Origin of the sequence: Chromobacterium haemolyticum (assembly GCF_002081825.1) — a bacterium.
In the GTDB taxonomy this organism is placed as follows: Bacteria; Pseudomonadota; Gammaproteobacteria; order Burkholderiales; family Chromobacteriaceae; genus Chromobacterium; species Chromobacterium fluminis.
The window spans coordinates 48,032-68,180 of record NZ_MUKU01000027.1; the positions used below are offsets into that span (position 1 = coordinate 48,032).

General features: G+C 66.5%; 24 protein-coding genes and 1 pseudogene. 17 read left to right on the top strand and 8 right to left on the bottom strand.

Annotated elements, in window-relative coordinates; translation table 11 throughout:
• Window positions 1–253: 253 nt before the first annotated feature.
• The 10 genes from B0T39_RS17675 (at window position 254) to B0T39_RS17720 (ending at window position 7,678) form a co-directional block, all read left to right on the top strand.
• Window positions 254–1,948 carry a HilA/EilA family virulence transcriptional regulator gene (locus B0T39_RS17675; RefSeq protein ID WP_052370418.1) on the top strand — a complete coding sequence of 565 codons (1,695 nt, stop codon included), beginning with the start codon at window positions 254–256 and terminating at the stop codon, window positions 1,946–1,948.
• Window positions 1,945–2,409: a type III secretion system invasion protein IagB gene (iagB, locus tag B0T39_RS17680; protein WP_205208309.1), complete on the top strand. Its 465-nt coding sequence runs from the start codon at window positions 1,945–1,947 to the stop codon at window positions 2,407–2,409. Before B0T39_RS17675 ends, iagB begins: the two co-directional genes overlap by 4 nt.
• Before the next feature lie 308 nt (window positions 2,410–2,717).
• Window positions 2,718–3,185, top strand: a complete 468-nt coding sequence (locus tag B0T39_RS25210; RefSeq protein ID WP_141111287.1) for a hypothetical protein — start codon at window positions 2,718–2,720, stop codon at window positions 3,183–3,185.
• Window positions 3,186–3,377: 192 nt separating this feature from the next.
• Window positions 3,378–4,559, top strand: a complete 1,182-nt coding sequence (locus B0T39_RS17690) for a PrgH/EprH family type III secretion inner membrane ring protein (RefSeq protein ID WP_081548875.1) — start codon at window positions 3,378–3,380, stop codon at window positions 4,557–4,559.
• A 17-nt stretch (window positions 4,560–4,576) separates the two neighbouring features.
• Entirely contained in the window at window positions 4,577–4,825 is a 249-nt protein-coding gene (locus B0T39_RS17695; RefSeq protein ID WP_107732058.1) for a type III secretion system needle complex protein, read from the top strand.
• A gap of 42 nt (window positions 4,826–4,867) precedes the next feature.
• Window positions 4,868–5,173: a type III secretion system inner rod subunit SctI gene (gene sctI / locus B0T39_RS17700; protein ID WP_176219595.1), complete on the top strand. Its 306-nt coding sequence runs from the start codon at window positions 4,868–4,870 to the stop codon at window positions 5,171–5,173.
• A complete protein-coding gene (locus B0T39_RS17705; RefSeq protein WP_081548877.1) occupies window positions 5,170–5,925 on the top strand; it encodes an EscJ/YscJ/HrcJ family type III secretion inner membrane ring protein in 756 nt (251 codons plus the stop codon). Before sctI ends, B0T39_RS17705 begins: the two co-directional genes overlap by 4 nt.
• Entirely contained in the window at window positions 5,918–6,505 is a 588-nt protein-coding gene (locus B0T39_RS17710) for a type III secretion apparatus protein OrgA/MxiK (protein WP_081548879.1), read from the top strand. Before B0T39_RS17705 ends, B0T39_RS17710 begins: the two co-directional genes overlap by 8 nt.
• A complete protein-coding gene (locus B0T39_RS17715) occupies window positions 6,462–7,157 on the top strand; it encodes an oxygen-regulated invasion protein OrgB (RefSeq protein WP_141111288.1) in 696 nt (231 codons plus the stop codon). The genes B0T39_RS17710 and B0T39_RS17715 overlap by 44 nt, the downstream gene beginning before the upstream one ends.
• Window positions 7,154–7,678 carry a hypothetical protein gene (locus B0T39_RS17720; protein WP_141111289.1) on the top strand — a complete coding sequence of 175 codons (525 nt, stop codon included), beginning with the start codon at window positions 7,154–7,156 and terminating at the stop codon, window positions 7,676–7,678. Before B0T39_RS17715 ends, B0T39_RS17720 begins: the two co-directional genes overlap by 4 nt.
• Window position 7,679: 1 nt before the next feature.
• On the opposite strand, the gene B0T39_RS17725 is transcribed toward B0T39_RS17720, so the two are convergent.
• The gene (locus B0T39_RS17725) at window positions 7,680–8,690 is read right to left on the bottom strand and encodes a questin oxidase family protein (RefSeq protein ID WP_081548883.1); all 1,011 of its coding nucleotides are present in this window, start codon (window positions 8,688–8,690) and stop codon (window positions 7,680–7,682) included.
• A 72-nt stretch (window positions 8,691–8,762) separates the two neighbouring features.
• Here B0T39_RS17725 and soxR point away from each other — a divergent pair, with 72 nt between their 5' ends.
• The 3 genes from soxR to B0T39_RS17740 all read left to right on the top strand — a co-directional run bounded on the left by soxR (window position 8,763) and on the right by B0T39_RS17740 (window position 10,931).
• Window positions 8,763–9,257 carry a redox-sensitive transcriptional activator SoxR gene (gene soxR / locus B0T39_RS17730; protein WP_081548885.1) on the top strand — a complete coding sequence of 165 codons (495 nt, stop codon included), beginning with the start codon at window positions 8,763–8,765 and terminating at the stop codon, window positions 9,255–9,257.
• Window positions 9,258–9,477: 220 nt separating this feature from the next.
• Window positions 9,478–10,434: a hypothetical protein gene (locus B0T39_RS17735; protein ID WP_081548887.1), complete on the top strand. Its 957-nt coding sequence runs from the start codon at window positions 9,478–9,480 to the stop codon at window positions 10,432–10,434.
• A gap of 62 nt (window positions 10,435–10,496) precedes the next feature.
• Window positions 10,497–10,931: a CesT family type III secretion system chaperone gene (locus B0T39_RS17740; protein ID WP_176219596.1), complete on the top strand. Its 435-nt coding sequence runs from the start codon at window positions 10,497–10,499 to the stop codon at window positions 10,929–10,931.
• Between the two features lie 95 nt (window positions 10,932–11,026).
• Here the strand turns inward: B0T39_RS17740 and B0T39_RS17745 are convergent, their stop codons facing one another.
• Entirely contained in the window at window positions 11,027–11,560 is a 534-nt protein-coding gene (locus tag B0T39_RS17745; RefSeq protein WP_081548891.1) for a carboxymuconolactone decarboxylase family protein, read from the bottom strand.
• A gap of 68 nt (window positions 11,561–11,628) precedes the next feature.
• On the opposite strand from B0T39_RS17745, the gene B0T39_RS17750 reads away from it, so the two are divergent.
• Entirely contained in the window at window positions 11,629–12,495 is an 867-nt protein-coding gene (locus B0T39_RS17750; protein ID WP_217806273.1) for an AraC family transcriptional regulator, read from the top strand.
• Between the two features lie 100 nt (window positions 12,496–12,595).
• A complete protein-coding gene (gene blaOXA, locus B0T39_RS17755) occupies window positions 12,596–13,429 on the top strand; it encodes a class D beta-lactamase (RefSeq protein WP_081548895.1) in 834 nt (277 codons plus the stop codon).
• Here blaOXA and B0T39_RS17760 read toward each other — a convergent pair.
• The 4 genes from B0T39_RS17760 to B0T39_RS17775 form a co-directional block, all read right to left on the bottom strand.
• Window positions 13,411–15,450 carry a prolyl oligopeptidase family serine peptidase gene (locus tag B0T39_RS17760; protein ID WP_081548925.1) on the bottom strand — a complete coding sequence of 680 codons (2,040 nt, stop codon included), beginning with the start codon at window positions 15,448–15,450 and terminating at the stop codon, window positions 13,411–13,413. The genes blaOXA and B0T39_RS17760 overlap by 19 nt on opposite strands.
• Window positions 15,451–15,520: 70 nt before the next feature.
• Window positions 15,521–16,225, bottom strand: coding sequence for a substrate-binding periplasmic protein (locus tag B0T39_RS17765; protein WP_081548897.1), 705 nt, complete (start codon window positions 16,223–16,225; stop codon window positions 15,521–15,523).
• 54 nt (window positions 16,226–16,279) lie between these two features.
• On the bottom strand, window positions 16,280–17,308 hold the full coding sequence (gene ltaE, locus B0T39_RS17770) for a low-specificity L-threonine aldolase (RefSeq protein WP_081548899.1): 1,029 nt from the start codon (window positions 17,306–17,308) through the stop codon (window positions 16,280–16,282).
• A gap of 14 nt (window positions 17,309–17,322) precedes the next feature.
• Window positions 17,323–17,937, bottom strand: coding sequence for a TetR/AcrR family transcriptional regulator (locus B0T39_RS17775; RefSeq protein WP_081548901.1), 615 nt, complete (start codon window positions 17,935–17,937; stop codon window positions 17,323–17,325).
• A 150-nt stretch (window positions 17,938–18,087) separates the two neighbouring features.
• Here B0T39_RS17775 and B0T39_RS17780 point away from each other — a divergent pair, with 150 nt between their 5' ends.
• Complete coding sequence (locus B0T39_RS17780; RefSeq protein ID WP_081548903.1) at window positions 18,088–18,426, top strand: darcynin family protein; 339 nt, start codon at window positions 18,088–18,090, stop codon at window positions 18,424–18,426.
• A 137-nt stretch (window positions 18,427–18,563) separates the two neighbouring features.
• Here B0T39_RS17780 and B0T39_RS17785 read toward each other — a convergent pair whose 3' ends face one another.
• Window positions 18,564–18,788 (bottom strand): hypothetical protein, encoded by a 225-nt coding sequence (locus B0T39_RS17785; RefSeq protein WP_081548905.1) that lies wholly within the window; start codon window positions 18,786–18,788, stop codon window positions 18,564–18,566.
• Between the two features lie 230 nt (window positions 18,789–19,018).
• Between B0T39_RS17785 and tcdA the strand changes: the two genes are divergently transcribed.
• A complete protein-coding gene (gene tcdA / locus B0T39_RS17790; protein WP_081548907.1) occupies window positions 19,019–19,822 on the top strand; it encodes a tRNA cyclic N6-threonylcarbamoyladenosine(37) synthase TcdA in 804 nt (267 codons plus the stop codon).
• Window positions 19,823–19,917: 95 nt separating this feature from the next.
• On the opposite strand, the pseudogene B0T39_RS25905 reads toward tcdA, so the two are convergent.
• Window positions 19,918–20,149, bottom strand: a pseudogene (locus tag B0T39_RS25905) (IS4 family transposase); the annotation flags it as partial.

Below are 20,149 nucleotides of genomic sequence, written 5' to 3' on the forward strand. Positions count from 1 at the left end.
CTTTGAGCGTCAGTTGACGACACTGGCAATTCCAGGCGATAGCGGGCGGGAAGCGGCGGATACACGTCGCGCGATGCGAATCCGCAGCCGGCCCCAAGAACCAGCGCAAATCACCCAACAGATCCACCGAACAAAAAACACGCCGACATGCAGCGATGCTACGGGGAATAGCACACAAGTCGCGGCATTGGTCGACTCGATCCGCATGGTCCGCCGTGCGCTATTGCGCCGTGCGCGCAAGAGGAACTAGAAGATGGCGTTACATAAAGATGGCTTCATGAACAGGCAATTTGTTTTTGGCGACTTCGTCTTGCACTTCGACGGCATGCTGCTGCATCGCGAGCAGCAAATCAGCATTCCGCCCAAGGAACTGGCGGTGCTGACCGCTCTGCTGGAAGCGGCGGGAGAGCTGGTCAGCAAGGACGCGCTTTTGGACCGCGTCTGGCCGGACGGCGAAGTCAACGAGGAATCGCTGACCCGCTGCATCTACGCGCTGCGGCGCATCCTGCTGGAAACCAAGGACTGCCGCTACATCGACACCGTTTACGGCAAGGGCTATCGCTTCAGCCGTCCGGTGGCCATGGTGTCCAAACCCACGCCGCTCGCGGCTCAATGCTCGGTGGCGGTGCTGCCTTTCCGCACCCACCCTCAACTGGACGCGGTCAGCCTGCACAACGCTCTGGTGCAATGTCTGTCGCGCTACTCGCCGTTCGGCCTGATCGTGCTGCCGGCCACCATCACCCAGAACTGCCGCGACGTCACCGACATCGTGGCGATGATCGACCAGCTTCGCCCGGACTACTACCTGGCCGGCCAGACTCTGCAACAAGGCGGCGTCTGGAAACTGCGGGTGGAATTGGTGCGCGCCGCCGGCCATCAACTGATTCACCATGAAAGCATAGAGCTAAGCCCGGAACAGCCCATCACCGCGCTGCAGACCCGGCTGGCCAGCCTGCTGCCGCAACGCATTCCCGGCCTGCGCTGGAATCAGGGGCAAAACAATGAACTGGGCTCTCTGGACATGGCCATCACCTATCTGAACGGCCGCCACGAACTACAACAACACACCCCCTCCAGCCTGCGCCGCGCGCTGATGCTGCTGCGTCAGTGCGTCAACGCCGGCCCCAGCCACGCGCTGCCTTATTGCAGCTTGGCCGAGTGCTATCTGACCTTGGCCCAGCTGGGACTGTTCGACCAGGCCCAGGCGCTGAGCCAGGCCCAGCAGGCGGTGAACAAGGCGGTGGAGCTGGACGCGGCCAACCCGCAGGCGCTGGGCTTGCTGGCCCTGCTCAGCAGCATGCGCTCTCAGCAGGCGGTGGCCGAGGCCCTGTTCGAACAGGCGCGGCTGCTGGCGCCGGATGCCGTCGACATCCATTACTACCACGCCTGGCATTTATTCCTGTCCGGCAAGCTGGCCCAGGCGCAACAAGCGCTGGATGCCTGCCTGGAGCGCGATCCTTCGCGCATTTCCGCCAGCATTCTCAAACTGTGGCTGACCTATTACGAGCGCCGCATCGAAGACGCGGTGTCGCTGGGCAAGCGCCAGCTCTGCCAATACGGCCAGAACCATCCGGTGCTGCAAAGCGTGCTGGCGCTGTTGCTGGGGCTGCAAGGCCAGTACGCGCAAGCCGACGAGCTGGTGCAGGCGGTGCGGGACTCCGGCGAGGAAGCGGGCCTGCTCGCCCTCAATCACTGCTATGTCGATTACTGCCGACACGGCGACGCCGCGGTGCCCGCGCTGCGGGCCTTCCTCGCCAAGGTGGACAGCCGCCAGGTGCGGTCCAGCCTGCTGCCGCTGATTCTGGCCGCGCAAGGCCCGGAGGCCGCAGTCCAGCATTGGCGCCAATTGCAGGCCGAAGGCTATCTGTGGATCAAGGCCTGGCGCCACGATCCGCGTCTGAGCGAACTGGCGGAACAGGCCCAGCCTTGCCAGCCGGAGGCCGCGTGATCCGCGTCGGCCTGTTGTCCGCTCTCTTGTTGTGCGCAGGCGGGGCGCGGGCGGACTGTTGGGATCGCGCCGGCCGCATGTTCAATATCGCGCCGGACTTGCTCTACGCCATCGCCCAGCAGGAGTCCGGGCTCAAGCCGGACGCGGTGGGACGCAACCGCGACGGCAGCCGGGACCTGGGCCTGATGCAGATCAACAGCGCTCATCTGCCGCGGCTGCGCCAGTTGGGCGTCACCGAACCGCAGTTGATGGGCGACGCTTGCCTGTCCGTGATCGTCGGCGCCTCCATCCTGGCCGAGATGATGAAACGCTACGGTTACTCCTGGGAGGCGGTGGGCGCTTACAACGCCGGCACCGCGCCCAGCCGCCGCGCCTTGCGCATGCGTTACGCCGAGCAAGTGTGGCGGCGCTATCAGAAACTGCGTCAAGCCGCCCCACCCCCAAGCAAGGAGCTCTCATGATTCGCTCGCTTCCCCCGCCGCGCCCGCAGCCCGTGGCGGCCCCGGTCGCCGCCCCAAGAACCTGTCCGCAGCCGGCCTGGACCGCCCAGCTGCGCGGCGTCAGCCAGGCGGCCTCGCCTCAGCCAGCGCCGCGCACGGCTCAGCCCAGCCGCTCGGTCAGCCAACTGCGGCAAGCTTTCCAACAAGCGGCGTCCCAGCCGCCCGCGAAAACATTGGCTCGACCCGCCGGCAAACTGCGACTGCCCATGCCCCTGGCGGACAGTGCCTCAACCCGCGCCAATGCCGCTCCGACGCCCAGGCGCGACCCGATGGCGCTGCTGCGCCAACGCATGACGCCCGAGGCGCTCAAGGATTTTGAGCAAAAACTGGCTGACACCGCCGGCAAGCGCGCCCCGGTCAAGACGCCGCAGCAATCGGTCGCCGTCGTTCAAGCCGCGCCTGCCGTAATGGCCGCTCCCGCGTCTCCAGTCCTGGCCGCCACGCCGCGGCCAACGCAGCCCGGGCAGATTCCGCCGCCGCCGCCCCCACCGCCGCCCGTCAACGCGGCGGCCCCGGCTGCCGGCCCGGCGCGCGTCTGGAACAAGATCGCGGCGGCCAGCGCAGCGGATATACAGCAATTACGCGACGAGCAAAGCCAAAAACTGCGCAAGGAGCCGGGTTCTAAACCCTCGGCCGCCTCGCCGGCGGGAAATGAGCTCATCAAGGAATTGAAAGAACGGCAGGCCCTTAGAGAACAAAGAATGGCGGCGCGGGCCGCTGACGCCCAAGAGCGCTAAACCCGCGCCGTCCCCGATCCCCCTTTACATGGCGGCCGCCGCTACCACGGCACGCCGCCATGCTTTTTCCCTCCTCCCCGAATCTGATTCCCCACCCGAGATTTCATCGGTTTTCCATCAGGAATCCGTTCCGTCTTGTCCGTAAAGTGAATGCCAATATCGCAGAACCTTGCGCACTCACCGACAGACACCATGGCAGCTGAAGACATTACTCTCTCCGCGCCGGCGCCCATCGTGGTCCGCCTGCTCAACAGTCCGCTGCGCGGCTGCGAATTCCTTTTGCAACCGGGCAAGACCTTGTTTCTGGTGGGCCCGGCCGCCGCCCTGACCGAAGCCGGCCAGTTGCCGGAATTGCCGGCCGACGCGCTGTTCATTCCCCTGGAACAGGGGGGCGTCAATTTCGAAGTGCTGATTGATCGCGCCGAGCCAGACCGAGTGACTTTGCGCGAACTGGGCGACGCCGGCGTGGACGAGCGCCCGGCCGAATTCAACCGCCCGCTGCGCATCGGCGCGCTGGAACTGGCGCTGCGGCCGGAGCACCTGTCCTGGTCGCCGGAGGTGCTGGGTCACGGCCAGGACGCGCCCCAGCCGGAGCAAAAACCGGCGCGTCGCCACGCCGCCGCCGCGGTGGCGCTGGCGGTGCTCGCCGTCCTGTTGCTGGCAGGCGGCGGCTATTGGCTGTGGAACACCCCTCAACGCCAGGCCTCGGAATTGAACGCGCTGCTGGGACGCGACAGCCAACGCTTCCAGGTGTTGCCCGGCCGCGACGGCGTGTTCTACGTCGCCGCCGCCAATGAGCGGGATAGCGCCTGGGCGCGGCAGGTACTGGCGCGCGGCGATTACAACCGCCCGGCGCGGGTGCTCAGCCCGCGGCAGGAAAACGAACGCGTCGGCCGCTGGCTGGCGGATCACTACCCGCACCTGCCCTATTACCGCTTGCAGCTGGACAACCCGCGCCGGCCTCAGCTTTGGGTCAGCCAACAGCGCGCCGCGCTGGGCGGGCCGGCCAGTCAGGCGCTGTCGCAGCGGCTGGCCGAGCAGATGCCCTACGCCGACGCGGTGGACATTGTGCCGGTGGACGACGCCGCCGCCGCGAGCCAGGCCGAAACCGGCCTGTCGCGCCAGGCGCTGCCCTTCACGCGCAGCGAGCAGCCCAACGGCGTCACCTTCGTGATCCAGGGCTCGCTGGACGACGGCGAACTATTGCGCGCACGCCGCTTCGTCGACGACTACTACCGCCAATGGGGCGGCCGCTACGTGCAATTCGCCATTGAATTGAAGGACGACTGGCTCAAGGGCAAGTCCTTCAAGTACGGCAACCAGGGTTACGTCAAGATGACGACCGGCCACTGGTATTTCCCCAAACCCCTGTAAATCAAAGGAAAACCACCATGCCAATTATCTCTAATCCGGATTGGACCCTCAGCGACATGTCCAAGGAGTTCGACACCGGCACCAGCAAGCTCCAAACCGAACTGACCGACGCGCTGAAAAAGTTGAACGGCAACCCGTCCAACCCCCAGTTGCTGGCCGATTACCAGAGCAAGCTGTCCGAGTACAACCTGTACCGCAACGCGCAGTCCAACACCGTCAAAGTGTTCAAGGACATCGACGCGGCCATTATTCAGAACTTCCGCTAAACCCCGACGCCGGCCACGCGCCGGCGCTCCTGGAACCTGCCCATGACCCCCATCGTCGCCCGCTCGCTGGATGCGCTGACCGCTCAGGTCAGCGACATCACCCGCTCCGAGCACAATCTCGTGTCGCTGGACGACCGCCTGATCCAGGCCTTCTCGCAAAACGCCGTCGATATAGGTATGGAGAAGGACGCCATCCTGCAACGGCTGGAACAGCCGGGCCTGTTGAGCAACCCCGCCATGCTGATGGAGATGCAGCAGCGCACCTCCAATTACAACCTGGAGGTGTCCATGATCAGCACCCTCACCCGCAAGACCGTGGGCGCGGTAGAAAGCCTGCTGCGCTCATGATCCGCCATGGTTTCAAAGCCGTATTGCTGGCCTTGCTGCTGACCGGCTGCCAGCAGAAGGACTTGCTCAAGGGCCTGGATCAGCAGCAGGCCAATGAAGTGATTGCCGTCTTGCAACGCCACAATATCGAGGCCGACAAAACCGACCGCGGCAAGACCGGCTTCAGCATCGCCGTGGCGCAGCCGGACTTCGCCGCCGCCGTGGACTGGCTAAAGGCCTACAACCTGCCGTCGCGCCCGCGGGTGGAAGTGGCGCAGATGTTCCCGGCGGACTCCCTGGTGTCCTCGCCGCGCGCGGAAAAGGCGCGGCTGTACTCCGCCATCGAGCAGCGGCTGGAGCAGTCGCTGCAAACCATGGACGGCGTGCTGTCCGCGCGCGTGCATGTCAGCTACGACCTGGATTCCGGCGAAGGCGGCCGCGCCGCCAAACCCATCCATTTGTCCGCGCTGGCGGTGTACGACCGCGACGTGGACCCGGAGCAGATGGTCAACGATATCAAGCGTTTCCTGAAGAACAGCTTTGCCGACATCGATTACGACAATATCTCGGTGGTGTTGTCGCGACGCAGCGAAGCGCAGCAGCAGGCGCCCACCGCGCCGACGGAAGAACGCGGCTCCGGCCTGAGCTGGCTGATGGCAGGCGTGGCGCTGATCGCCCTCCTGGGCGCGGCGGCGGCCTGGCTGTGGCAGCGCCGCGCGCCCAAACCCGCGGCAACGCCGCCCGTCGCCGAGCCGCAGGCCGGCCATGAGTAGCCGGCCCGCGGCCCGCTCGCCGGCACTGCAAGCGCTGCTGTACGACCCGCTGGCCTATCTGCACCCGCGGCGCTTGGTTCTGCCGCCGGCGCTGACCGCCTCCGCCGCCGCGCGCGCGGCGGCCAATGAGCTGCTGATCTCCGCCTATCGGCTGGACAGCGACTGCGCCGACGCCCAGTTGGACCCGCTGGCGCGGCAATGGCTACGCCACTGGCGGCGCTTGCCGCAAATCGCCTATCTGCTGGGCTGCCACGCATTGCGCGCCGGCCTGGGCTGGCAAGCCGGCCTGCTACGGCTACCGGACTGGGCGCAGGACTTCGCCGCCGTGGCGCTGCCACCGGACGCCGCCGCCGCGCAACGGCCGGCGCTCAGCCACGGCGCCCTGCTGCTCACCGGCTACGGCCGCCTGCAAGCTTGGCGCGAGCGTCTGCCGCGCCCCTTGGCGCAACGCTTGCCGCTGCAGTTCCCGCCGGAGGCCGACGCCGCGCCGCCGCAGCCGCCCGCCGACGCCCTGATTCTGACCTTGGCCCTACAACATGCCCAGAGACATCCCCACATCCCGCCCTCCGACCGCCGCTGAAGGCGTGCTGGTACGCCGCGGCCAGCTGCGCCGAGCCGAACGCGCCGACCAACTGGAACGCGAGGCGCGGCAACAGGCGCAGCGCGTGCTGCGCGAAGCCGAGCGCCAGGCCGAATCCTTGCGCCGGCAAGCCAGCCAGGAAGGCTACCAGCAAGGCATGCTCGCCGCGCTGCAACACGCGGCCGCCCATCTGGCCGCCAGCCAGGCCATGGCTTGGAACTGGCGCGAGCGGCTGGAGCAAGAGGCGCGCGCCATGCTGGCCGCGGCGGTGGACCACCCGGACACGCTGCTGCTGCTGCTGGACGAATGGCTGCGCGGCCTGGATCAGCCGGACGCCACTCTTTACCTGCAACTGCCCAAGCGCGCCCGCGCGCTGCAGCCGCAGCTGATGACGCTGCTGGCGGAAAACTGGCCCGGCGCCATCCAGATCGACTACCACGCCGACGCGCGCTTCATGATGCGCTGCGCGGACCAGGCGGCGGAGTTCTCGCCGGAACAATACGTGGAACCGGCCAGCCGCCAGCTGCTGCAATGCCTGGAGCCCTTGCCTCAAGACTGCCGCCGTTTGTCGGAACAGGCGCTGCGCGGCTTGATCGCGCAACTGGAACAAGATCTGGCGGCCTTGGCCGCCTCAGACAGGAGCCCGGAATGATCCCCTCGCTAACCCCTTCCGCCATGGGCCGCGCCGCCGCGCCCGGCGACGACGTCATCCCGCTGCAACAGCGGCTGCTGGCCGCGGCGCAAGACGCCGACGGCGCCGCGCCGCCAACGGAAACGCCGGAGGCCGACGACGCCAAGCCGGTGGAGCCGCCGCCGCACAAATGGCCGGACTTCCAGTCCGATCCGGTAGCGGTGGCCTTCCTCGCGGCGCTGCGCCAGCTCTCGCCGCCGGCGTCCGACTCGCAAGAGGACAAACAGCGCTACGCCGACGCCGTCGGCAAGCTGCTGGGCGAGTTCAAGGACCCGGCCACCGGTGAACTGGCCTTCACCACCTTGAAGCAGAAAAACGACATGATCCAGCGCACGCTGGAACAGATTGACGCCGCCTCCCCGCTGCACACCGCGCTGATGACCTCGCTGGTGGGCAATATCGGCGTTGCCGGCATGATGCAGCAATGGATGCAGGACGCGATCATGTCGGGCGGCGTGCCCAAGGAGATGGAAGACTGGTGATTCACACCGCATCCCACAAGGCCCGCGCCGCCGCCGCGTGATAGAAGACGTCGCCGCTGCGCTGGAACTCCCGCCGGCAGGCGTACACCAGTTTGATCACATGCTCGTTGCGCACATTCAGCGCGCGCTGCAGCAATAAGGGCCAGGCCGGTTGCTCGTCCGGCAATTCCTCCGCCTCCAGCGCCGGCGCGCCGATGGACACATAGGCGACGCAGAAGGTCTGCCACAAGGCGGGACGCCAATCCTCCGCCGGCAGGCCGGGCAAATGCTCCAGCACGTCGCGCAGCGCCAGCGTCGCCGTCACCATGTGCAGCGCGGTGAAGTTGTCGGTCTGCCAGTACACCCGCAGCGCCGCCCGCGCCAGCGCGTCCAGCCAGTCCTCCGTTTGCGGCGAGCCGGGCAAGGCGGCGGCGAAACGCGGATCGGCCAACACCGCGTCGAAACGATCGTGTATCCAGTAATCCGGGCTGTTCCAGCCGCCCATCGCCCGCGACAAGTTCGCCAGCCCGTCCTCCGCCGAAGCCGCCGGCGCGTTCGCGTCCAAACCGGCGGGCAAGCGCAGATAGCTGCTCAGATAATAGGCAAGACCCGCCGCCGCCTCGCCGTCATGGCCGGCGCGCAGGGCGAAAGCCAGCCGGATCAAGGGGTGGAAAGCGCCGCCGCCGGGTGAAAACGGCAGGCTGCCCAAAGCCTCGCGCGCGGTTTCTTCCACGCCGCGCGCCGCCACCCTCTCCTCCATCACCCTGAGCAGCGCCGGGAAGGCGTCCAGCCGTCCCAAGGCCGCGTCCCAACGTCCCCAGCCGATATCGTAGTCCGCCGCTTCCGCCGGCTCGGCGCGCTCGCTTTCCCAAAAATCGAAAAATGCGCGCAACTGGTGCGGCTCCGCCCCCATTTCCGCCAAGGCGGTCAGCGCCATCGGGCAATGGTTGGTGGTGTCGCTGTGCATCAGCGAAAACTCATGGTTGGCGTCCAGCAAGGCATGCAGTTCGGTGTGGCGGCTTGGCGCGTTCATGGCGTCCTCCTTGAAAAAATCATGACCTTACGATAAAAGTTAAAGTCAACTTTAAGTCAAGCGAGTCCGCGCATGCCCGCCGTTCCCACTGCTAAACCCTTCCCCTGGCTCAGCATAGGCGAGCTGGCGCGCCGTTCCGGCGTGGCCGCCAGCGCCCTGCGCTACTACGAAAGCCAAGGCCTGCTGCACAGCGCCCGTTCCGCCGGCGGCCAGCGCCAATACCCGCGCGACGCGCTGCGACGCGTCGCCTTCATCCGCGCGGCCCAGATCGTCGGCATCAGCCTGGACGACATCCGCGGCTCGCTGGCCGCCTTGCCCAGCCAGCGCACGCCGACGCCTCGCGACTGGGAGGCCTTGTCCGCGGACTGGCTGCCGCGCCTGCAACAGCGCATAGACGAACTGACCCGGCTGCGCGACCGGCTGGGCAACTGCATAGGCTGCGGCTGCCTGTCGCTGAGCCAGTGCGCGCTGTACAACCCCGGCGACTGCGCGGCCAGCCAGGGCCAGGGGCCGCGCTACCTGATCGGCGAGCCCCCGGCCGAGCCGCCGGACCAAAAAACGGGCTGAGAGCCTGTTCAAAGTCTCGCGAGCCAGCGCGAAACAAGGTGTTGCGGCTGAGAAAGCGGTGCGTACACGCGCTACATGAGCATTTCGAAGACGGCGCTCATCGCACAATGTCTCTATCGACGCGCAGATGATCGTAAACAGGTTCTGAGCGCTTCCTGAAAGCCATCGCCGGAGCGGCGCGATGTAATGGCGCCCATTTCAACGCCACTGGAGCGCCACCATGGTATTTCTCGGCTTTACCTCCATCCGGCCCAATGCCGGCCAAGCCCCCGCCCCGGCCCAGGCCCCCGAGGCCCCAGCCGCCCAAGTCGGCAGCCTCAACGGCAAGCCGGTGCGCATCGACGACAGCGCCGAAAGCCGCGGCAAGGCCCACGCGGTCTTGAGCGAGTGCCTGTCCGACGTGCGCCGTTTCTTCCAGCCGCTGTGCGGCCGGGTCGCCCGCTTCTTCGGCGCGATTCCGGACTGGGTACGCACGCTGGCCGGCCAGGCCAAGCCAGCCGCGGCCAGCGCTCAGCAAGCGCCCGAGTCCCATCTCACCGCGTCGTTCACCGCCAATTTCTGCCGCCTGTGCGATACGTTCCAGGCCAGCCTGGCGGATAAGCGCAATATGGACGGCGCCTTCCGCGTGCCGGCATCGCACGAGAAATTGCAGAACGTGAAACAACAGATGGCGAATGGAGAGATTGCGCCGGACTCGCTCAGCCACATCGAGATTGCCGCGCTGATCAAGGACACCCTGAAGCAATTGCCGCTGCCCAGCGATCAAGACCTGCACGCGCTGCACGCCAGCGGCGCAGACGTCACCCGCCTGCACCGCGAGATGTTGTCGCAATTGCCGGAAGGGCCGCTCAAGCAGTGCGGAAGCGAGGCGATGCGCACCCTGGCCTTGAGCCATCGCCATGCCGATGCCGGCACCGGCAGCGCGTTCAGTAAAACCTCCATCGAGATTTCCGCGCCGCTGTGGCAGATGACCGATCTCCAACTGGCCAAAACCATGCCCGCGATTGGCGGAGCGCTGCTGCAAGGCTGGCTGGATGAGCCCGCAGCCCCTGCGGACCCGTCAGCCGGGCAGCCTTCCTCGCCGGCGGATAAACCCGTCGCGGCGGAACCGTGGCGTGCTCAGTACGCCACGGTCATGCAGCAACTGCTCGCCCAGCGCCCACAGCGCTCGGAATAAGCGCCATGCCCCGGCCGCCACGCGCGGCCGGCTTCCATTCACCCGTCCAAGAAGAAAAAAACATGTCCACGCCTTTCCAACACGCCGTCGCCGAACTTTGCCAATCCCTGTCGCTGCAGCCGCCGGAACAGATCGACAACGCGCTGTTCACCCTACAAGTGGGCGAACACGCGCTGCATCTGAGCGAACAGCCGGCGCATCAACTGCTGATGTTCTGCTGCCTGTCGCCGCAACAGGCGCAAGCGGACGCGCCGCCGCCGCGGCAGAACCTGTTCAGCGACGATCCGCTCAAGCCGGTGATCGGCCAATCCGAGCACAGCCAGGACTGGGTGCTGTGGAACCGCCAGCCGCTGGCCGATTGCGACGCCGCCGCGCTGCAGCGGCAGTTGGAGCGCATCAGCGATTGCGCCGAACAGTGCTGCCGCGCGCCGGAACCGGCGGCGTCGACCTTCGCGCCGCAGGCGCTGCGTCAGCGCCACGCCCGGCTGCATTGCTGAGCAGGACAAAACCCGCACGAAAACGGCCGAGGCCGCCGGCATACCCCAGTACGCCGGTCAAGCCTCGGCCGCGCTCAATCAACGGCAAGCGCCGCCTACAAGTCCACCACCGGGAAATCGATCTCGGTGCCGGCGATCAGATTGGCGTAATTGGTCAGCGTGTTCAGCGCCACCGCGGCGATCACCTCCACCAGCAGGCCGTCGTCGACGCCGGCGGCGCGCGCCGCGGCCAGGTCCTGATCCGACAACACTCCGCGCTGGCTGACGATTTGCACGGTCAGCCGGGCGATCGCGTCGGTCTGCGCATCCGCGGCCTGGCCGGCCCGCGCCGACTGGATGTCCGCCTCGCTCAAACCCGCGCCCTTGCTCATCAAGGTATGGGCGGACAGGCAGTACTGGCAGGCGTTGGCCTGAGCGGCCGCCAAGGCGATCACTTCGCGCTGGCGCGCGCTGAGCTTGCCCTTGGCCAAAGCCTCGGAGAAGCCCAGATAAGCGTTCAACACCGCCGGCGACTGAGCGAAGGTGGAGAACAGATTGGGCACCATGCCCAGTTTGGTTTTGACGGCGTCCAGGGTGGCGCCCAATTCCGGGCTGGCCTGAGTGCGGTTTACGGTGGGGATGCGGGACATGATGGGCTCCTGACTCTCAAGTTGAACAACGATAGGGACTGCACGGAAGCCATCATGCAATACAATCGATGTCGTATCGTCTCGAAAACTTTGCAGATCGTATCGAAATGGACTTGTTGACGCCCCTGTTGCAGCAAAGCGCGTTTTCCGCGCGCGTGTTCCACCACGGCAATCTATGCCACGTGGTGGATTTCGACCCCGGCGCCATGGCCGGCCACCTGCATTTGTTCAAAGGCGGCCGCCTGAGTTGCACGCTGCGCGACACCCTGGTGCTGGATACCGACCGCCCCTGCGCGCTGCTGTTTCCGCGCCCCAGCGCCCACACCCTGCTGCCGGTGGGAGAACGCGGCGCCGACCTGGTCTGCGCCATGCTGGATCTGGGCTTCAAGACCGGCGGCCCGCTGGCGCTGGCGCTGCCGGAATACCTGGTGCTTTACCTGGACGACGCCCCCAACCTGCGGCCCACGCTGCAACTGCTGTTCGACGAAGCCTTCTCCGAACGCTTCGCCCGCCAGGCGGCGCTGGACCGGCTGATGGAATACTTTCTGATTCAAGCGATACGCGCGGTGATAGACGGCGGCCAAATCCACAGCGGCGTTTTCGCCGCCATGTCCGACCCCAAATTGGCACGCGCCGTCAACGCCATCCACGCACGCCCGGAGCGCGGCTGGACAGTGGAACTGCTGGCGGAACAGGCCGGCATGTCGCGCGCGCGCTTCGCCGCCCGCTTCCGCGAGCAAGTCGGCCTCTCCCCGCTGGATTATCTGACCGACTGGCGGCTGGCCGTCGTCCGTCATCAGCTGCGCCAGGGCCAGCCGATCAAACGCATCGCCGCGCAAGTGGGCTACGCCAGCCCCGCCGCGCTCAGCCGGGTGTTTGCCCAGAGGCTGGGGCTACCGCCCAGCGATTGGCTGAAGCGGCAAGCGGCCTCCTGAGCGGCCCACGCGTGGAACTTTGGAATCCGCCCCCCCATCTGACTCCAGACCGCGGCGATCCCATGGACGCGCCGCGCCGAATCCACCATAGGGAAACATCATGAATGCACCACGCCTCGCCGCCGCCGGCCTGATCTGCGCCGGCTTGTTCAGCCTGCCCGCCCACGCCGCCACGCTGTGCACCCTGCTCGCCGACGCCAAAAGCGGCGACATCCTGCTGCAGCAGGGCAACTGCGAACAACGCCACACCCCGGCCTCCACCTTCAAGATTCCGCTCAGCGTGATGGGCTTCGACTCCGGCTTCCTCCAGAGCGAGCACCAGCCGGCGCTGCCTTATCGGGACGGCTATGTGGACTGGGGCGGCGACAACTGGAAGCAGCCCACCGACCCGGTGCGCTGGTTGAAATATTCAGTGGTGTGGTATTCACAGCAGATCGCCCAGGCCTTGGGCGAGGAGCGGCTGGGCCGTTACGCCGACGCCTTCGGCTACGGCAACGCCGACTTCAGCGGCGACCCGGGCAAGCACAACGGCCTGGAGCGCGCCTGGATCGCTTCTTCGCTGCAAGTGTCGCCGCTGGAACAGCTGGCCTTTGTGCGCAAGCTGGTCAACCTTGAACTACCGGTGTCCAAGCGCGCGCAGGAACTGACGATGAAGATCGTGGAAACCAGCGCGGCGGCGGACGGCTGGCAGGCTCACGGCAAAACCGGCATGGCTTATCCGCGCAAGGCGGACGGCGAGTTCGACGAGGAACACCCCTACGGCTGGTATGTGGGCTGGGCCAATAAGGGCGAACGCTCGCTGGTCTTCGTGCGCCTGATCCAGGACGACAAGAAAGAGCCGGGCACCGCCGGCGTGCGCTCGCGCGCGGCCTTCCTGGAGGAATTGCCGGCGCTCGCCGCAGCGCCCGCCCCCGCTCAATCCATCAGCCGCTGATACAGATAGACCAGCACCCGCGCCAGTTCCTGCGCGGTCTGCTCCTGGCCAGCGTTGCCGCTATGGCCGCCGGCCTCGGTTTCCAGCAGCAGCGCGTCGTGACCCAGCTCCCGCATCCGCGCCACCATCTTGCGCGCATGCGCCGGGTGCACGCGGTCGTCCTTGGCGCTGGTGGTGAACAGGGCCAGCGGATAGGCCAGATCGCCGCGTAGCCGGTGGTAGGGCGAATACGCCTCCAGCGCCGGCCGTTGCGCCGGATCCTCCGGGTCGCCGTATTCGTCTATCCAGCTGGCGCCGGCCAGCAGCTCGGTATAGCGCAACATGTCCAGCAGCGGCACTTCGCACACCACCGCGCCGAACAATTCCGGCCGCTGCGTCATGCAGGCGCCCACCAGCAGGCCGCCGTTGCTGCCGCCCTCGATGCCCAGCCTGGCCGGCACGGTCAAACCGCGCGCCACCATGTCTTCCGCCACCGCGATGAAGTCGTCGAAACCCACTTGGCGGTTCACGCCCTGCGCCGCCTGGTGCCAGCCGGGGCCGAATTCGCCGCCTCCGCGGATGCAGGCCAGCGCGAAGGCGCCGCCGCGCTGCAGCCAGTGCGGGCCGAAGTTCTCCACGTAGTAAGGCATCATCGGCACTTCGAAACCGCCGTAACCGTACAGCAAGGTGGGCGTGGCACCGTCCAGCGGCGCGTCGCGGCGGCGCACCACGAAGTAAGGGATACTTTCGCCGTCCGGCGCGCGCGCCTGCCATTGCTCGGCGACGAAGTCGGCCGGATCGAAAGCCTCCGGCTGACGACGCAGGCATTCCTGCTGGCCGCTGGCCACGTCCAGCCGGTACAGGCCGGTGGGGGTCAGGAAATCGCTGAAGCTGTAGCACAGGATGTCGCTGTTCCAGGGCTGGTCGGCAAACTCGATCACCCCGCCGCTGGGCGTGGGCAGGGCGCGCTCGCGCCAGACGCCGTCCGCCTTGTCGAAAGCCAGCAGCCGGCTTTTAACTTGGTCCAACAGATTGACCACCACGCTGGCGCGCGTGGTCTCCACCGACTCCACCGCCAAGCGCGGCTGCGGCGCCACCAGCAATTGCGCGGCGATCCGCCCCTGCCGCAACGGCTCCAGCGCCACCGCCAGCAAGGCGCCAGCCGGATAGACGGTTCCGGCGGCGTCCCAGTCTTCGGCCAGCTTGACGATCAAATCACCGTGCAGATAAGCCTCCAGCTCGGCCTTGGCCGGCAGCGGCAGCGCCTGGGTTTCCAGTTCGTCGTCGATCAGATGGTAGGTTTTGCTGTAGAAGCTGTCCGAGCACTCAATCAGGTCCAGCGGCGCGCCGTCGGCGTCGAGGAAGCGCCAGGCGGCCACCATCATCGCGTCCTCGCCGGCGGCGAACACCTGGCTCCAGGCATGCCGGCCTTCCTCGCCGCGCTCCACCAGCCACACTTCGCGCGGGTAGCCGGAACGGGTCAGCGGCGCGCCCGGCCAACCGGGGCAGACCCAGGCGCTGTCCGGATCGCGCCAGGCCACATGGCTCTTGCCTTCCGGAAAGCTGAAACCGTCCGGCCGCCAGGTTCCGGCGGCCAGATCGTATTCGCGCGCGATGCCGGCGTCGCCGCCGCCGGCGGTCAGGTGCACCATGGCTTGCAAGGGCGCCAGCGTGCAATGGGACACGCCGTCCAGATACCAGTCCTCGTCGGCGGCCTCGGCCAGCGCGTCGATGTCCAGCACGATCTGCCAGTCCTGCTCGGCGGCGCGGTAGGCCGCCAGCGTGGTGCGGCGGTAAATGCCGCGCGGATGCGCTTCGTCCTGGTGGAAGTTGTACAGCCAGCCCTCATGCTCGGCACAGAACGGGATCTGGCGGGTATCGCGCAGGTGGGCGAGGATTTCGTCGCGCAGGCCGGCGAAACGCGGGTCCGCGTCCAGCCGCGCCTGGGCGCGCGCGTTCTGCTCGGCCACCCATTCGGCGGCGGCGGGGTCGTCCAGGTTTTCCAGCCAGGCGTGGGGATCGGGAGCGTTATAGTCGGACATCGGCGTCATCACGGTTGCGGATCAATGGCCGCGAGGTTAGCACCCCGCGCCGCCAACGCCAAACTCGGCGCTAATCCACGCTCCGCGCGGCGGCCTTGAAACGGGCGATGACCTCCGGCGCGGTACCGCGATTGAAGGCGGCGTACAGGGCGCTGTCCAGCTGCGCCAGCTTCATGCCGCGCCGCACCAGCGCCGCGTCCAGCCCCAAGGACTTGAGCTTGCTGCGCATACCGATCTCGGTGGCGGGCAGCAGGTCGCAGCGACCGGACACCAGCTTCTTGACGTTGATGCTGGAATCGGAAGTCGGATCCAATCTCGGAAAGCCTTGCGTCTTCAGATACTCTTGCCGGTAATCCCCCAGCACCACGCACACCGAGTAACGCTTGGCCGCCGCCAAGGTCGGAGCCTGGATATCCCGGCGCGACGCCAACTGATAGAAATACACGTCGGAATCCAGCAGCTTGACGGCGAAGTTCAGGTGCTTGCGCCGCTCCCGGGTTTTGGCGATGGGAAAGATCGCCGCGCCCGGCCGGGTCTTGGCCTCCTCGTAGGCCCGCGCCCACGGCACCGTCTCGATGCGCGACGGCGGCAGGCCGAGATGGTCCAGAATGGCCAAAACGGGCACCACCGCCAGCCCGCCGCTGATCCGGCCGTCCGGACCCAGCTCCACATAAGGTGGATCGCCGCTGCTGAACAGCCTCACCTCGTCCAAAGAGCCCGCCAAAGCGCCGCCGCAAGCCAGCGCGGCGCAGCAGGCGCTCAGCCATCGTTTCATTCCGCCTCCCTTTTCCACGCCGCAGCGGCTTATTTATAGCCGCCGGGCCTCCGTTCAGTCGGACAACACCCGTTGCAGCACCTCCACCAGCCGATCCAGATCCTCGCGCCGCACCTGCCAGTGGGTGACGATGCGCATCAGGCCGCCCTCGGGCGGATTGGCCTTGACGCCGGCCTGGCGCAACGCGGCCATCAACTCGGCCACGTCGATGTCGGCGGTGAAGCGGAACCACACCATATTGATGTGCACGTCCTCCAGCTTCACCTCGACGCAGGGCAGCGTCGCCAGCCGCTCGGCCAAGTAGCGGGCGTTGGCGTGATCGTCCTTGAGCCTGTCCACCATCTCGTTTAGCGCCACGATGCCGGGCGCGGCGATGACCCCCGCCTGGCGCATGCCGCCGCCCAGCAACTTGCGGTTGCGGCGCGCGCGGGCGATGAAATCCGCGCTGCCGGCCAGGATGGAGCCCACCGGCGCGGCCAGGCCCTTGGACAGGCAGAACATCACCGTGTCGGCGTATTGGGCGATGTCTCGCGCCTCGCAGCCCAGATGGGCGGCGGCGTTGAAAATACGCGCGCCGTCCAGATGCACCGGCACATGATGGCGGCGCGCCGCCTCGGCGCTGGCGGCCATCGCTTCCAAAGGAATCACGCGGCCGTTGCAGTGCGCGTTTTCCAGGCAGATCAAGCCGGTGCGCGGCCAGTGGATGTCCTCGCCAACGCGGATGCGCTGCTCTATCGCCTCGGGCGACATCACGCCGTCCACGCCGGCGATGGTGCGCAGCTGCACCCCGCCTATCACCGCCGCGCCGCCGGTTTCGTGCCAGACAATGTGACAGCCTTCTTCCAAAATCACCTCGTCGCCACGCTGGCAATGGGTGAAGATGGCCAGTTGGTTGCCGAAATTGCCGGTAGGCACGAACAGCGCAGCTTCCTTGCCCAGCTTTTCCGCGGCCAGTTGTTCCAGCGCTTGCACCGTGGGATCGTCGCCGTAGACGTCGTCGCCCACCTCGGCGTTGAACATCGCCTCCCGCATCGCCGGCGTCGGTTGGGTCACGGTGTCGCTGCGCACATCAATCCATTGCATGATTAGCTCCTTCGCTAAGTAGAAATTTCGGGCCCTTGCCGCGGCAAGGTCAGGTAGGCGGCCAAGGCCGCCGCGACGCAGCGCGTCAATTCCGCCTCGTCCGGCGCGTCCTCCAACGCCAAGCCGTGAATCAGGCTGTCCGCCATCCGCAGCAGGCGCGGCGCGCGCTCGGCGGGCAGGCCGCAACCGGCCAGCCACTCCGCCACGCAGTCCAGCAACGCGGCGTCCAGCGGATTGAACGCCGGCGGCAAATCAAACTGCGGCCACTCCCGCTCCAATACCCGATGCAGCCCGGGCGCGGCCAGATGCAGGCGCAGACAAGCGGACACCAAACACTCCAGCTGCGCTCGCCAGGGCAGGCCGGCGCTCAAGCGCAAGGCCTCCCGCGCCGTGGTCAGGGTTTCCTCGCCGTGGCGGCCATGCAGCGCCGCCACCAGCGCCTGTTTATTGGGAAAGTACTGGTACAAAGAGCCGATGCCCACGCCGGCCAGCTCCGCCGCCTTATTGGTGGTCAGCCCGGCATAGCCTTCACGCTCCAGAATGCGAGCCGCCGCCTCCAGAATCGCCGCCACCACGTGGCGGGAGCGGGCTTGACCGGGTTGTTTTCGGGCTTGCGGAATCATGGGCATGCGACGGTCCGTAAGGGCGGAGGGCTTGCGCCGCGGCAACGGAGCCTGCGGCGAGAAGACGGTGACAAAGGCTTAGCAGAACACGAGTTTTACCCGCTGACAAGGGCGGATACATTGAAAGCGACTCCAACCCACCCTGAAAGCGGAACCATGAGCCAAAGCTACGCCTTCTTCGCGCTGCTGCGCGTCCATCCCAACTGGCTGCGCTTGAGCCGGCCGGAGCGCCGGCGATTCGAAACGGAAACCCTGCGTCCGATCTACGCGCGCTATCCGACGGTACGCATGCGCTGGTTCGACGCCGAGGCCTTTACCGCTCGCTGCAGCGACATCGCGCTGTTCGAAACGGAATCAATCAAGGATTTCTATTACCTGATCGACGCGCTGCGCGACAGCAAACTCCTCACCGAGCCTTACTTTGAGTTCGTCGACATTCTACCGGCGGTGGAAGACGGTTTCCGCGACTACGACGCGCAGCTGTCCTCGGGTTGAACCGGCAACTCCGCCAGGCCGGCAAATACAAACGGCGACCTTGCGGTCGCCGTGTCGCTGCTGCGGGAGGCCGGGTTATGCCCGGCGAGTCCGGCCCGAACGGCCGGTGGGAACACTCTCAGATTGTCAGCAGTGGTTTAGTGGATTCGATACGATTGCTTGATCTCGCTTACGCGGCGCTCAGCCTGTTGAACGGTCAGCGGGCTCATGGTTACATGGGCGCCGCAATGGCAGCGCAACACGCTGTCGGGGTGTAGGGACTTGAGATGATGACGGATTTCATGGCCGCATTCCTCGCAGGCGACCACGACGGTGGCGTTGTAATGCTTGTCCAGATCAATATCGAATCTTTGCTGCTTCATGGGAATCTCCCTTGCGGTGACAAAGGCCGGCCGGCCAGAGGAAGAGCAGGAAGCGCTTCATGGCCGACCTGGAATGAAGGATAGCTCCGACGGCGAAAGGTTCCCAGCAATCAGCCACTTAACTGTGGTTTTTTTGACCGCGGGCAAGCGCCGCGTCGATGGCCGACGCACTGGCCAGTTGCCGAGCCTTGCAGTATCCTTCGCCGATTTGATTGTTGACGATTGCACGCATGGACACCCACAACGCAGATCTGGAACGCCGCTTCGGCGGCATCGCCCGTCTTTACGGGCAGGAGGCGCTGGCACGCTTTCAGGCAGCCCACGTTTGCGTGGTCGGCGTCGGCGGCGTCGGCTCCTGGGCGGTGGAAGCGCTGGCGCGCAGCGCCATCGGCAAGCTGACTCTGATAGACCTGGACAATGTGGCCGAGTCCAACACCAACCGCCAGTTGCCCGCGCTGGACCCCAACTACGGCATGGCCAAGGTTACCGCGCTGGCCGAGCGCGCGCGCGCGATCAACCCGGCCTGCCAGGTGATCGAGATCGAGGACTTCGTCACCGAGGACAATCTGGAGCAGCTGCTGGGCCAGGGTTACGATTTCATCATCGACTGCATCGACAGCCTGCGCATCAAAACCGCGATGGCGGCCTGGTGCGTGCGCCGTCGCCAGCCTTTCATCGTGTCCGGCGGCGCCGGCGGCCAGACCGACCCCACGCTGATCCGGGTGGCGGACCTGGGCGAGGTCACTTACGACCCGCTGCTCTCCAAGCTGCGCTACAACCTGCGCCGTCACCACCAGTTCAGCCGCGAACCCGGCAAGAAGCTGCACGTCCCCTGCGTGTTCTCCACCGAACAGCTCGTTTATCCGGACACCTCGGAACAACAGGCTTGCGACGCGACAGCGGTGCGCGGCCCGCAGGGGCTGTCCTGCGCCGGCTTCGGCGCGGCGATGACGGTCACCGCCAGCTTCGGCCTGGTGGCGGTGGCGCAGGCGCTGAAGCAGCTGGCCAAGCCGCCCAAGGTCAAGCGAGGCTAAGAGTCTGCTTACGATCTGCTGCGCTGTGGCGGAGTGGATAGAAAGAGGCGTTGAAGCCTGTCATGAAAAAAGCACCGCCTCGGCGGTAATGCCGTTCACTTAGCGGATCGAACTTGTTTGATCGGGTAACGGGACGGCTGCTTTTTCACAACGCGAGGGCATTCACGCCCTCGCCGTTGTTTCGAAAGTAGCAATTCACCCAAGCGCTCGCGCAGGCGAAGCAGCCGCGCCGGCAAGGTGCCGGGGCTGCTGATTGCTAGCCAGCTCCACTCGTAGCGCAAATAATGCAGCGCCGTCGTAAAGCTCAGATCCGTCGGTCTGACGCTG